Here is a 14,589-nt window from a genome sequence, read left to right as displayed (position 1 = left end):
CGTGTCGCTATGATTTTCTAGCTAAATATAAATTGATAAAGGCGGTGAGTTTGTCATTGAAGGCTTCTTCAAAGGCATCAACATCTTGACCTAAGGTATTGAAATACTGTGTCACTTGCGCGCGAGATAAACTTTTGTTGGCGATACTGTATTCCATTTCTGGCAGTGTTTTATCGTAACGGGGCACTAGCGTCCAAGTCACCACATCGGCGGCAAAGTGCTTCATCGCTTGCTGCGCTAAGGCACAAAAAGCTTCAATATGCTCACGCCCATCGGGTCCCAAACACCCAGGCTCCACGCGGCAAAGGACGGCAACAGTTCTATGCTGTGACATGCTATTCCCTGTATAAAACTCATCAAAAATAGAAAGTTACAAAAGAGGTGGCGGAAGCGAATTAGCCATATTCGCGCTTAAGCTCTCTCTTTGAGTGTATGTGCCCCCCGTAAGAAGTCACGTACGCTAAGGTTAAAAATCACACACGAATATTTTAAACCTGACTCTCGTCTTCAACCATGGCAGCTACGGCCGCAGCATGTTCCGATAATAACGTATCGAGCGCTTGATCAAAACTGTCCAAACGTTCGAGTTCCATATAACGCTTCAAACGTAAAATAATATCTTTGCTGACTTCGATATGGGATTTCTTCTGGCGCTTTTTAATTTGTGAAAGTTCTTTTCGCACCATGCGCCAGCCCAAATCACTGAAATATTGATTCAGCATTCGATTTACAGATTGTAGTTGTTGGTCAACGGGCTGATTTTTTTTGCGCAGTTGAACCAGTAAATTTAAATTAGCAATTAATTCGGTATAACTGGATTGGGACTGATTTAACTGAAACCACTCTGCCCGCTCAGTGACACTTTCGGGATGAACCATGCGATAAATTAACGGCAAGGCAAACACTAATTCAGATTTATCTAACAGTAATAATTTTCGGCCCGCAGTAGGTGCGGCATGATGATATTCCCATAGCGTGTTTGTCGTCATTGGTACCGTTTTATACTTTCTAATAATGGTTTATGAATAGACTCATGATACCGACAAACAGTATAGATTAAAAGAATGGTTACACCATTTTATAGGTTCATTTTCACAGCACAAGGTTAAACGCTCCACTCCACAAACAAACGAGATGGAGCTCGTAGTTCTCTTGTCCTCTAATCCCCTGTTTTAGCATGGCTAAATCGATATCAGTTTTACATCAGCAAATCATAAGTTAAATTTATCTTCTACTTTTCAACCTTATAAAATGGTTAAACCATCTTTTAAAAATGCAGCTACTCCCCTACAAAGTTAACCGACTAGCAAAATAACTACAGGTTGTTTTATCGCCAAATTTAACTCGCATAGCCGTAATTGATCAAATAACAAACAGCAAAACCAGACTCATCTTTATCGCTTATTAACCTGTTATCTGACCCCACCTTATACATTTAATTCGTATTGAGCCCGCCTTGCCAACGCCTCTATCTTAAATAATGCTTTATTTTCAATCGATGCGATTGATTAAAATACAAATAACAGCTCTACCAGTGATAATGACGATTATCACTGGTAGATAAAGGCTGCTTTTACGTATAATTGCGCCAGTTTTATCGGCCGTAAAATACTCTAATGTCTAAATCCATTATCCATTATTCCACAGGTGGAAGTGCTCCTAGCCGTTCCTCTGGCATGACATCGAATATCACACCAAGCGATAAAAAAATGGATTCGCCATTTTTTGAGGAAAGCTCACTGCCCCAATCTGTTCACAGTGATTTTTTTAACGCGGCAGCCGAAACTGAATACGAAATATCCATCAATACCCGTCGGGTTTATCGGACCAGCTTTGGCCTATTTGAGCAATATTGCGCGACGCATCAGCTGCAATCCTTACCCGCCGATCCGCGCAGTATTATTTCTTTTATCGGTCATCAAAAAGAATTGCTCCAAGCAAGCAGTGGAACTCAGCTTTCAAAGCAAACTTTAACGACTCGGCTTGCCGCGATCCGTTACTATCATATTCAAGCAGGATTCCCATCCCCCACTGAACACCCGTTGGTGATCCGTGTGATGCGCGGCCTTAGTCGTAATCACCATAGGCAAGTCCAAGATTATGATCAGCAACCAATCATGTACGATGAGGTCGAACTATTGATCCAAGCGATTGAGCAACAGCCCCATCCACTGCTGCGCTCAAGGGACAAAGCCATTATTCAACTTGGACTGCAAGGCGGATTTCGCCGCTCAGAATTGGCCAATTTAAAAGTACAATATTTAAGTTTTATGCGGGACAAATTAAAAGTACGGCTGCCATTTTCTAAAAGTAATCAGCAGGGATTAAGGGAATGGAAGAATTTGCCCGACTCTGAACCCTTTGCCGCCTATAATGCCGTCAAGGACTGGTTAAATGAAAGTAAAATTACCGAAGGTCATTTATTTCGCTCAATTTCACGAGATGGAAAAACCTTAAGGCCTTATCAAGTTAGCGATAATGTCACATCTAAATCATCACTCATCCGAAATAGTGGATTCTTAAACGGTGACGATATTTATCGGATCATTAAGCAATATTGTCTAAAGGCAGGATTACCGGCGCAATATTATGGCGCCCACAGTTTACGTAGTGGGTGCGTTACACAACTTCATGAAAATAATAAAGATACCTTGTACATCATGGCAAGAACAGGACATACGGATCCACGCTCATTACGCCATTACCTCAAGCCAAAAGAAGATTAACCACAGTATTAGTACTTAATTAATAACACTGTTTTTAGTATTTGTTTTGAGAATATTTTTTATTTTTAAGTTATTTTTAATAAACAACAAAAATTATTATATTGCAGTATTACTGTCATATAAACTCAGCTTTAGTGTCATATTGCTACTTTAGGCTTAGGTTCGAAATTTAATTCATCGAACTAGCTGGAGTAAAATATGAGCAAGGCCACCTTTGACCCGACACTTTATAATAAAAGTAATAACGAACCTTTTAATCAAGTGTTGGATAAACATTTATCCCGCCGTAATTTTGTTAAAAGCGGATTAGGCCTAGGTGCGATGACCGCCTTCGCAGGCATGGGATTAGTGGGTTGTGGTTCGGACAATTCCCCTGCCCCAACACCTATCGATCCCGTTCCGCCATTACCACCGACTCAAAGTAGCGCCAAATTAAACTTCACATCAGTGGCCGGCGCCCGCTTGGATGCGGTTGTGGTACCCGAAGGTTACAGCGCGCAAGTACTTGCCCCTTGGGGAACACCATTAAATGCGAAGGCTGCACCTTGGAAAGCCGATGGCAGCAATACCGCCGATGACCAAGCAAACTCTGTCGGTATGCACCATGATGGCATGCATTTCTTCCCATTAAATGATGCAGGCGATGACGGTTTACTCTGTATCAACCATGAATATATCGATGAGATAGCCCTGCATCCTAATGGCCCAACCGTAGATGAAACCACTGGATTACGTACCATTATCGATGAAATCCGTAAGGAAATTAATGCCCACGGCGTGTCGGTGGTAAGAATTAAACTCGTTAATAATCAATGGGAAGTTGTTTACAACGACAGTCATAACCGCCGCTTTACCGGCGCAACTGTGATGGATATCGCCGGGCCTCTCGCCTATTCGCCACTACTCGAAACCCGTTATTCGCCCGATGGCAGCCAGGCTCGTGGCACCTTAAATAACTGTGGTAATGGTTACACGCCTTGGGGCACCTATTTGACCTGCGAAGAAAACTGGCCGGGTTACTTTGCCAACCGCGGCACTTTAGCCGCCGATCAAGCCCGTATCGGGATCAGCAAAAGCAGCACCCGCTATGGCTGGGATGACTTAGCGGGTCACGCCGAGGAGCGCCTCGATGAGTTCGCGCGTTTTGATGTCACGCCAAAGGGCAATAGTGCACAAGATGATTACCGCAACGAGGCTAATGGCCACGGCTATATCGTTGAAATTGACCCCTATAATCCAAGCTCACGCGCCATCAAACGGACTGCCCTTGGTCGCTTCCGCCACGAGGGATGTACCTTCGGAAAATTAACCGAAGGTAAACCTGTGGTGTTCTACTCTGGCCACGATTCTCAATTCGAATACTTATATAAATTTGTGTCGAATGCGCTGTGGGACCCACAGGATGCAAACAGCACAAATCGCCTGCAAATGGGTGATAAGTATATGAATGAAGGAACATTGTATGCCGCTAAGTTTAACGAAAATGGCGCTGGTATATGGTTGCCTTTAACCTTAGATAGCCAAACAACAGACGGGAAAACCTTAGGTGATAGCTTTGCCAGTCTGGCCGAGATTATCTTAAATACCGCAGGTGCGGCGGATTTAGTCGGCGCAACGCCTATGGACCGCCCTGAGTGGTGTGCGGTTGACCCCTTCACAGGTTCAGCCTACTTAACACTGACCAATAACTCTAAGCGTACCGAGGCAAACCCAGCTAATCCAAGACTTAAAAACTCCTTTGGACATATTATTCGTTGGGATGAAGGTGACAAAGACACTGAATTCACATGGGATATTTTTGTCTTTGGCTCACCGAGTGATGGCAATGCCGAGACCAACCTGTCGGGCTTAACGGATCTAAACCAATTTGCTAGCCCCGATGGATTGGCCTTCGACGCCCGCGGTATTTTATGGGTGCAAACCGATAATGGTGCCAAAGAAGTCGCCGAAGAAACCAATGATCAAATGCTAGCGATTGTGCCATCAACCTTAGTCGACAGCGCAAACAAGCAAGCCAGCGTCACGGCCGAAAACCAAATGGAATTAAAGCGTTTCTTTGTCGGGCCAAATGATTGCGAAGTCACAGGTTTTGCTATTAGCCCAGATTACACTTCGGTTTTTGCCAACATTCAGCATCCAGGTAACTGGCCCTATTCGAATAATGCCGCCGAAATAACGCCTGCTGGTACAGTACTGCGACCACGTGCGGCAACTGTGGTGATCCGTAAACTCGATGGTAAAGAAGTAGCGGTCTAATCGTCACCCAACCTAAACCCGATAAAAATCCCCGCCATGCGGGGATTTTTTTATTCACTCACGGCACCACCACCCAGCGCTCGATACAGGGCGATTTTGGCCAATTGCTTGTCACGTAATATCTCGCTGTAGGCCAATTGGGCGCTAAATAATTGCCGCTGCGCATCCATTAAATCCAGCGAAGTGGCCACACCATTTTGGTAACGCAGTCGCGCAAGACGTGCATAAGCCGATGAAGATTCAACTAATTCCTTTTGCGCTTTGATGGCCTCTTGGGCGCGTTTAAGATTATTCAGCGCATCGTTCACATCAAAGTAAGCGGTCAGCACCACATTGCGATAATTCAGCATTGACTGTGTAGCTGCTTCTGTAGCGATATCATATTCGGCAGCAATTTTTCCGCGGTTAAAAATCGGTGCACTAATGCCGCCAAGCAGTGACCAAGTGACACCATTACTGTCGAAGATATCTTTAAGATGATCGTTCTCCCGACCATACACACCCGAAATGGTAAATTTAGGGAAAAAGGCCGCCTTGGCGATACCCACTTCCGCATTCGCTGCAATCATCTGCTGCTCGGCAATTTTGACATCGGGTCTCAATGTCAACAATTCAGAGGGAACACCTGTATTGAGTTCATAGGGTAAACCCATATTTTCGGGTAAACCTTGGGGAGATGGTAAAGCATAATCATATTCACCGAGTAAGATATGTAACTGATTTATTTTATATTTTCTTTCGTAGTCTAATGTCGGCAAGGTCACTTTTGTGCTTTGAAGCTCAACTTCAGCCTGACGCACATCGAGGCCCGAAATCACGCCATTGGCATGGCGAAGCTTGGCGATATCCAGCTCCTTCTGCCGTAATCCCACGGTGTCGATAGACACACTATAACGCTGCTCGATATCGAGCCATTCGTAATAACGGCTAGCAATATCACTGATAAGGCTAACATGGCTGAGCCTGAGCTTTTCAACCTCCGAAAGATAATCGGCCATAGCGGCCTCGCTCGCCCTGCGGTTTGCGCCCCAAAGATCTAGCTCCCACGAAACCGCGCCGCCTAAATCTAAGGTGGTACTCGGACTTGGGTTAGTGCTGGTTGCACCGCTATCTAAACTGCGTTCATATCCCGCTTTGACTGAAACCTCAGGCCAAAGTGCACTGTCAACAACAGTCATTTTTGAACGTGCAGCGAGAAGACGCGACTGCGCCATTTGTAGGTCCAGATTGTTCGCCAGCGCATGTTCAATCAAGGAAATCAGCACAGGATCTTGATAAAAATGCCGCCATGATAGGGCCGAGACCTCCTTTACATTCCCCTGCTCGGCAGTGGTTTGCGACAATATTTGCGCTTGATACTGGCTCGGTAACGCCAGATCTGGCCGCTGGTAATCAGGCCCCATGGCGCAGCCTGCAACACTCAATGCCGTCACGAGTCCCAAATAAAGCGGCTTTAAGCGCAAATGAAAACCCAACGAAATAGACTGGATCATAGGCTGAGTCGCCGTCGATTGAGAGTCAGATAAAGTATGGCGATTAACCACGGCTCACCTCCTCGACGGTTTCTTGATCTAGGAGTAATTCCTCTTTTGTTTTAATGGGTTGTTTAACAACTTTCTTTTTAACCCAGCCAGCTGTCGTGACAAAGAACAGCGGCACAAACACTATGCCTATGGTGGTTGCCAACACCATGCCACCCAGGATAGGTAACGAAATCGATTGCCGACTCACGGCCCCAGGCCCTTCGGATAACACCAGCGGTAACACCCCAAGAATAAACGCCATGGAGGTCATTAAAATCGGCCTAAAGCGCATGGTCGCAGCTTCGAGCGCCGCCGAAATTCGCGTCCGACCTTGCTGATGCAACTGATTGGCAAACTCGACAATAAGAATTGCATTCTTCGCCGCCATACCGATTAAGGCGATAAATGCCACTTGGAAGAATAAGTTACTCTGCATGCCACTGATTAAGGTCGTCACCGCCGCCCCTAAGAGTGCGATGGGCGCGATCAGCAATACCGCGACTGGAATACTCCAACTCTCATAGAGCGCGGCTAAAAACAGGAATACGAATAACAGTGCCAACCCAATGGCAATGCCGGTTTGGTTCGCCGACTGCACCTCTTGGTAGGTAATACCCGTCCATTCGTATTTAAACTCATCGGGCAAAATCGGCGTTGCGACCCGCTCTATGGCTTGGATAACATCACCAGTGGCGTAGCCCGTTGCAGGCGTGACATTGATGGAAGCGCTGGAGAATAAGTTGTAGTGGGTCACCGAAGATGGCCCAACGGTGTAATCATACTTAGCCAGCACACCAATCGGTACCATAGCGCCGCTCGATGAGCGCACATAATAATCTTTTATCTGGTGCGGGAATTGACGGTAGCGCTCTTCCGCTTGGATCTTCACCCGATAGACACGGCCAAAGAGGTTAAAGTCATTCACGGTTGAGGAGTCAGTTAAGGTTTTGATGGTGCTGTAAATATCACTCACATTCACCCCAATCGCCATCGCCTTTGCCTCATCGACCGTCAAATGCAATTGTGGAATTGCGCTCTGCAGTGACACGCTGGCACTGGCAACTTCAGGCTGCAGTTTTAGCTGTTCGACTAATTCGTTAGCGGTTTCTATTAAGCCATCAAAATGGGTGCCAGAGGTGTCTTGGAGCTGCATTTCTACCCCAGAGCCATTGCCTAAGCCGGGAACGGCCGATGGCAAATACAGGTTAAACTCAGCTTCTAAGACGTTTTTCAGATCCTTATCTATCGCCTTCATCACGGATTGTACCGTAGCATGACTGGCTTCGCGCTCAGCCCAAGGCTTAAGTACCACTTCAAATTGGCCGTTGGCCTGATTCGCCCCCGAGCGGCGGTTTTCCCCCGCCAGCGTAAATGAATAGGCCACGGCAGGATTAGCACGCACATATTGCTCGGCTTTCTTTAAAATCGCCTCGGTGCGATTCACCGTTGAGCCATCGGGCAGTGTCATATCGATAAAGAATCGACCTTGGTCCTCATCGGGCATAAAGCTGCTCGGCAAATGGGACATGATGAAATAGGTGCCACCAAACATAATCGCAAAGGCTAAGTAACTGCGTTTGGCGTATTTGTTGGTTAAGGCGACTAAGCCGACATATTGATTGGTACCCACGTCGAGTTTTCGATTCAGCCAATGGAAGAATCCCCGCTGCGGTGCCTTGCTGGGTTTTAATAATAAGGCGCACAGTGCCGGACTTAAGGTCAGCGCGACTAGGGTGGAGATCAATACCGCGACCGTAATCGCCACCGCAAACTCACGGTACATGATGCCGGTGATCCCCGCTAAAAACGACACGGGCACGAATACCGCGCAGAGCACTAAACTGGTGGCCACCAATGCGCCCGACAATTCTTTCATCGCAATTCGGGTCGCATCGATAGCGCTCATGCCCTTCTCATGGATTAAGCGCTCCACGTTTTCGACCACCACAATGGCATCGTCGACCACAATGCCGATGGCGAGAACCAGCGCGAGTAAACTCACGGTATTAATAGTAAAACCAAAGGCCAGCATGGCCGCTAAGGTCCCAATTAAGGAAACCGGTACTGCAATGGCCGGAATCAAGGTGGCGCGCACATTTTGCAGGAACAAGTACACTACCAACACCACGAGCACTAAGGCTTCTATCAGGGTGTGGATCACCTCATCGATGGATTCCTGGATAAAGATGGAGGCATCGTAAAACACTTCCCATTTCATCCCTTGGGGGAACTTTTGCGACAGCTCTGCCATCGTCTGTTTCACCTTGCGGGTCACTTCTAGGGCATTCGCGCCAGGGAGTAAGTACACCTGCAAGATGGTGGCATTTTCACCATTTAACTGGGATTGCAACGTATAGGCGGAGGAACCTAGTTCTACACCGGCAATATCCCGCAGCCGGATAATCGAGCCGTCGGGATTGGCGCGCACAATGATCTCATTAAATGCCTGCACCGAGCTTAATCTGCCCGCCACACTGATGGGCAAGGTTAAACTGATGTCGTCATTATTAGGTTGAGTACCAATGGTGCCTGCGGGGGATTCTTTGTTTTGTGCCTTGATGGCGTTGATCACATCTGTGGTGGTTAAGCTGTACCCCGCCATGGCATCGGGTTTTAACCAAATCCGCATCGCATAACTGCGTGAACCCGTGTTACGGGTGCGACCCACGCCGGGAATGCGCCTCAGCGCAGATTCAATATTGATGGTGGCGTAATTACTCAGGTAAATCTCATCGAACCTTTCATCGTTCGAAGTTAACGCGAGTTTTAACAATTCCACCGACGCATCTTTGGAGACGGTCACCCCTTCGGTTTGCACGTCGATTGGCAGCCCCCCCGAAGCTTGCTGAGCGGAGTTTTGCACATCCACCGCTGCCAAGTCCGCATTAGTGCCCACATCGAAGGTAATGGTCACACTGGTGCCGCCCGAGTTGGTGCTCTTGGAACTCATGTAAATCATATTGGGCACACCATTCACTTCCTGCTCGAGCGGTGTGGCGACGGATTCGGCGGCGGTGGTAGAGCTTGCACCAGGGTAAGAAGCAGAAATGGTCACCTGTGGCGGCGTGATGTAAGGATACTGATCGACGGGCAGCTTAAACATCGCAATCACCCCGAGCAGCACGATAACGATGGAGATGACACTGGCAAAAATCGGCCGATTAATAAAAAACTGCGCCATTATTTTTGCTCCTGCTTTTGCTGCTCCAAGGCTTGGCGCTTAAGTGCCTCGGCTTTTGACATCTCATCTTCCTTCTCGGCGTATTCCTTCGCACTCAACGGCTCGGCAATCTGGCCGTGGCGTACACGGTGCATGCCTTCGGTGATCACCATTTCCCCCGCCTTGAGGCCACTTTTGACCACAACCCCTTCAATCCCTTGATGATCGATCACGATAAAACGTCGCTCGACCGTGTTATTGGGCAATACCACCATCACGTACACCCCGCCCTGATCTACTTGGGTGGCTTTTTGCGGGATAACAATCGCATTGGGGATTTCGGACAGTTTTATCCGCACATTGGTATATTGACCGGGCAACAGCTCTTTTTCAGGATTAGGCAGAATGGCGCGCACCTCAAAGGTGCCAGTGTTAGGGTTTACCTGGGGATCGGTAAAACTCACATCCCCGAGGTAGCGATATTCACTGCTATCAGGGAGCGTTATCCGCACAAAACCCGCGAGCGCCTTACCTTCGACCTCGGCTTCTTTTTTCGCCGAATAACTGGTTAGGCGGCGCTGGGCATTTAAATAATCCAGTGCCGACATATTAAAGCTGACATAAATCGGGTCGACCTGTTTAACGCGGGTCAGGAGCGATTGGCCCTTACTGCCCACAAGTGCACCAATATCAACCTCGGAGCGACTCACCAGTCCGGCTATCGGCGCCTTAATTTCGGTATAGCTGAGTTCTAATTCGGCCTCTTCCACCTCGGCGCGACTTGCGGTGAGGTTAGAACGGGCCTGAGCCAAGGTGGAGAGCGCATTATCGTAATCGAGTTGGCTAGCAGCATCCTGCTCATACAGCTAACACCTATCACTTAAGGTGTTTAGAGCGAACAGGGTAGCGAGTTTTATTGATACGAACGGTCCTTGCTTTGGGCCGTTTTCTTTTTTGGGGCAGTATGTAGCGTTTAACTCTCTCCCGCATGGCCCTTAGCTTTCTCGGGATGGAGCCGGGGGAGGCTATCGCACACCACATCAGCTCATCCTGAATATCTCTCAATGCCATCATAAAACTTATACGCAATGGCGATACCTGCGCCTCTCTCGCAATACGACTGATTTCCAGGCGAACCAAATTGTAAGCTATCAATATTCCCCAGATTTCTTGTATTACCCCCTCCACAGACTGACTTCGTAGCAGCACTTCATCTTCGAGCATATTGTGCTTTATCTCTCCGTAGCTGTTCTCTATTTCCCATCGTTCAAAATACACATCCAGTAATGACTGCGTACCATATTCCAGACTCGTTAAGGAGGTGAGAACACCTATGACGTGATTAGGTTGTTCTGGCTTAGGGTACAGGACAAGGCGGGCTTGCCATTTCTCCGGCAAGCTTGGGTCTTGTTTCCGAGCATGGGCTGACACTTTCATTTCCACTAAAAGGTCTCGCCCTTCCTTATCCAGTTGCTCAACCACTTCATATTGCGTGTTGGATTTTATCGGCGTCATCCAGTGACTCGTCGTATGTTGCCGTTGCCAATTAATCATCAACTCGGCACTGAGGTAACAGCGGTCAAAAATCGTCAGGGAGTGAGCGGGGGCTGAAGCGGCCAGCTGTTTGGCATAAGAGACCTCTCCTGTCGAGCTGGGCCCAAAGACAACATCATGTAATAAACGACTTCGCAGCGATGTGAGGGCACATAATCGAACAATCGGGTATTCAGTATGGTGGTTTTCATTGTACTTGATGTATTGGAAGTGCTCTGCAAGACAGGCGGTATCATGGGTGCGGAACTGAGTGCCGTCGACAGAAAGTAAACTCAGTCCAAACCATTTGTCATCGCTATCTTCCTGCTGGGTCCAATGGGCTGCTGTCAGTTTAAAAAGCGCTTCCAAAGGTTGGGCGGTGAGGCGCTTTCTCGCTTGAGGAATAGCACTTGGTGCAACAGAATCCCCTAAGTGGTTGGAAAGCTTGAGGTCTAGTTTATCTAAAACTTCCGTGATGGGTTTATCCCGATACAAGCCAATACCGACAATTAGCCAAACGACAAGTTCGGCGGGTAACTTACGCCGTCTCATGCTGGCTTTATTGGTAGAATCAAGGGCTTGCTCTATCCATTCGAGCGGGAGTTCTTTTTGGAAGAGAGCCAGTGATTCTGGTGCAGCAAACGTATCGACATCAATCAGCCAGTGAGCCAACATAAAAAATACCCTCAGCAATTAGTGTACTGAGGGTATTGTTAACCATCCGTAGGATCGTTCAACTGATCAATGCCTTAACTGATCGGTGTTACCCCAATGGGTGGTTTTTTAGTGGATGAAACTTCCTGAATTTTTCTCAAAAGTATGGGGTTATCATGACAGTACATGCCATGTTATGCTGATTTTCTCATAATCTTGATAAACATTTGGCGCGATAACAACAAGTACGCGCTGTGATCAAAATTGAGTGTTATGTTGGAAAATACGATGTATAGTAAACTTCATATAGGAAAAATCGAAGTTTATACTCTGAAGAAGCGATTATTCTAAAGTTTTCGACCGCTATACACTCTTATCATTCTTTGTTAATCGTTTATTAAGATAATAAATATAAGGACGAAACCATGAACGATGTCATTCGTGACTTTTTCAAAATGGAATCAGCTGGTGGTATTCTTCTCGTGATTGCCGCGGCAATTGCGATGACCATTGCTAACTCACCGCTGGGCGAAACTTATCAATCTGTACTGCATACTTATGTATTTGGTATGTCAGTTTCTCACTGGATTAATGACGGCCTAATGGCTGTTTTCTTCTTACTCATTGGCCTTGAAGTTAAGCGAGAGCTGCTTGAAGGTGCGTTAAAATCAAAAGAAACCGCAATTTTCCCTGCGATTGCAGCGGTTGGCGGTATATTAGCTCCTGCTCTTATTTACGTAGCCTTTAATGCCAACGATCCTGAGGCGATTTCTGGTTGGGCAATTCCAGCGGCGACAGATATCGCTTTTGCTTTAGGTATCATGGCGTTATTAGGTAAGCGTGTACCAGTAAGCCTAAAAGTGTTCTTGCTGGCGGTTGCTATCATCGATGATTTAGGTGTAGTTGTTATTATCGCGCTATTTTACACCGGTGACCTGTCGACCATGGCGTTGCTTGTTGGCTTCATCATGACTGGTGTCCTATTCATGTTGAATGCGAAGGAAGTAACAAAACTTACGCCATACATGATCGTCGGTGCGATCTTATGGTTCGCGGTGCTTAAATCTGGTGTTCACGCAACATTGGCAGGTGTAGTGATTGGTTTTGCTATCCCACTAAAGGGAAAGCAGGGCGAACATTCTCCACTTAAACATATGGAGCACGCGCTTCACCCATACGTGGCATTTGGTATTCTGCCTCTATTCGCATTTGCCAATGCGGGGATTTCGTTAGAAGGCGTATCGATGTCAGGTCTAACTTCAATGCTGCCACTCGGTATTGCTTTGGGTCTACTGGTTGGTAAGCCTCTAGGTATCTTTACCTTTAGCTGGGCAGCGGTAAAAATGGGCGTTGCTAAGTTACCTGAAGGCGTTAACTTCAAGCATATCTTTGCGGTATCTGTGTTGTGTGGTATTGGCTTTACAATGTCTATCTTCATTTCCTCTTTAGCGTTCGGAAATGTAAGTCCTGAATTTGATACCTATGCTCGACTCGGTATCTTAATGGGTTCTACGACAGCAGCATTACTTGGCTATGCCTTACTGCACTTTTCTTTGCCTAAGAAAGCGCAAGCGTAAGATAAAAATGAGCTATTTTGTAAAGCCTCCCAATCGGGATAACACCGATCAGTTAAGGCATTGATCAGTTGAACGATCCTACGGATGGTTAACAATACCCTCAGTACACTAATTGCTGAGGGTATTTTTTATGTTGGCTCACTGGCTGATTGATGTCGATACGTTTGCTGCACCAGAATCACTGGCTCTCTTCCAAAAAGAACTCCCGCTCGAATGGATAGAGCAAGCCCTTGATTCTACCAATAAAGCCAGCATGAGACGGCGTAAGTTACCCGCCGAACTTGTCGTTTGGCTAATTGTCGGTATTGGCTTGTATCGGGATAAACCCATCACGGAAGTTTTAGATAAACTAGACCTCAAGCTTTCCAACCACTTAGGGGATTCTGTTGCACCAAGTGCTATTCCTCAAGCGAGAAAGCGCCTCACCGCCCAACCTTTGGAAGCGCTTTTTAAACTGACAGCAGCCCATTGGACCCAGCAGGAAGATAGCGATGACAAATGGTTTGGACTGAGTTTACTTTCTGTCGACGGCACTCAGTTCCGCACCCATGATACCGCCTGTCTTGCAGAGCACTTCCAATACATCAAGTACAATGAAAACCACCATACTGAATACCCGATTGTTCGATTATGTGCCCTCACATCGCTGCGAAGTCGTTTATTACATGATGTTGTCTTTGGGCCCAGCTCGACAGGAGAGGTCTCTTATGCCAAACAGCTGGCCGCTTCAGCCCCCGCTCACTCCCTGACGATTTTTGACCGCTGTTACCTCAGTGCCGAGTTGATGATTAATTGGCAACGGCAACATACGACGAGTCACTGGATGACGCCGATAAAATCCAACACGCAATATGAAGTGGTTGAGCAACTGGATAAGGAAGGGCGAGACCTTTTAGTGGAAATGAAAGTGTCAGCCCATGCTCGGAAACAAGACCCAAGCTTGCCGGAGAAATGGCAAGCCCGCCTTGTCCTGTACCCTAAGCCAGAACAACCTAATCACGTCATAGGTGTTCTCACCTCCTTAACGAGTCTGGAATATGGTACGCAGTCATTACTGGATGTGTATTTTGAACGATGGGAAATAGAGAACAGCTACGGAGAGATAAAGCACAATATGCTCGAAGATGAAGTGCTGCTACGAAGTAAGCGTCCATTTTAGG

8 protein-coding genes and 2 pseudogenes are annotated in these 14,589 nt (G+C 47.0%); 4 read left to right on the top strand and 6 right to left on the bottom strand.

Annotated elements, in window-relative coordinates:
- Positions 1-7 precede the first annotated feature (7 nt).
- Together N7386_RS10605 and N7386_RS10600 are read right to left on the bottom strand one after the other, a co-directional pair.
- Positions 8-334 (bottom strand): hypothetical protein, encoded by a 327-nt coding sequence (locus N7386_RS10605; protein ID WP_279768431.1) that lies wholly within the window; start codon positions 332-334, stop codon positions 8-10.
- Positions 335-488: 154 nt separating this feature from the next.
- The gene (locus N7386_RS10600) at positions 489-989 is read right to left on the bottom strand and encodes a hypothetical protein (protein ID WP_086904735.1); all 501 of its coding nucleotides are present in this window, start codon (positions 987-989) and stop codon (positions 489-491) included.
- Between the two features lie 687 nt (positions 990-1,676).
- On the opposite strand from N7386_RS10600, the gene N7386_RS10595 reads away from it, so the two are divergent.
- Both N7386_RS10595 and N7386_RS10590 read left to right on the top strand, forming a co-directional pair.
- The gene (locus N7386_RS10595) at positions 1,677-2,726 is read left to right on the top strand and encodes a tyrosine-type recombinase/integrase (RefSeq protein WP_279771010.1); all 1,050 of its coding nucleotides are present in this window, start codon (positions 1,677-1,679) and stop codon (positions 2,724-2,726) included.
- Between the two features lie 198 nt (positions 2,727-2,924).
- Entirely contained in the window at positions 2,925-4,982 is a 2,058-nt protein-coding gene (locus tag N7386_RS10590; protein WP_279768428.1) for a PhoX family phosphatase, read from the top strand.
- A 50-nt stretch (positions 4,983-5,032) separates the two neighbouring features.
- Here N7386_RS10590 and N7386_RS10585 read toward each other — a convergent pair whose 3' ends face one another.
- The 4 genes and pseudogenes from N7386_RS10585 to N7386_RS10570 form a co-directional block, all read right to left on the bottom strand.
- Complete coding sequence (locus N7386_RS10585) at positions 5,033-6,526, bottom strand: efflux transporter outer membrane subunit (protein WP_347815251.1); 1,494 nt, start codon at positions 6,524-6,526, stop codon at positions 5,033-5,035.
- A complete protein-coding gene (locus tag N7386_RS10580; protein ID WP_279768426.1) occupies positions 6,519-9,686 on the bottom strand; it encodes a multidrug efflux RND transporter permease subunit in 3,168 nt (1,055 codons plus the stop codon). Before N7386_RS10580 ends, N7386_RS10585 begins: the two co-directional genes overlap by 8 nt.
- Positions 9,686-10,531: pseudogene (locus tag N7386_RS10575) on the bottom strand (efflux RND transporter periplasmic adaptor subunit); the annotation flags it as partial. The pseudogene N7386_RS10575 and the gene N7386_RS10580, both read right to left, overlap by 1 nt.
- Positions 10,532-10,541: 10 nt before the next feature.
- Positions 10,542-11,873 (bottom strand): IS4 family transposase, encoded by a 1,332-nt coding sequence (locus N7386_RS10570; RefSeq protein ID WP_043015601.1) that lies wholly within the window; start codon positions 11,871-11,873, stop codon positions 10,542-10,544.
- Between the two features lie 404 nt (positions 11,874-12,277).
- Between N7386_RS10570 and nhaA the strand changes: the two genes are divergently transcribed.
- Both nhaA and N7386_RS10560 read left to right on the top strand, forming a co-directional pair.
- Complete coding sequence (nhaA, locus tag N7386_RS10565; RefSeq protein ID WP_001000601.1) at positions 12,278-13,429, top strand: Na+/H+ antiporter NhaA; 1,152 nt, start codon at positions 12,278-12,280, stop codon at positions 13,427-13,429.
- Positions 13,430-13,559: 130 nt separating this feature from the next.
- Positions 13,560-14,579 (top strand): annotated as a pseudogene (locus N7386_RS10560) (IS4 family transposase); the annotation flags it as partial.
- Positions 14,580-14,589: the final 10 nt, after the last annotated feature.

It is taken from the genome of Shewanella sp. GD04112 (genome assembly GCF_029835735.1).
In the GTDB taxonomy this organism is placed as follows: Bacteria; Pseudomonadota; Gammaproteobacteria; order Enterobacterales; family Shewanellaceae; genus Shewanella.
Note: the sequence above shows the minus strand (reverse complement) of the source record. Positions and strands in the feature narration are given on the sequence as shown.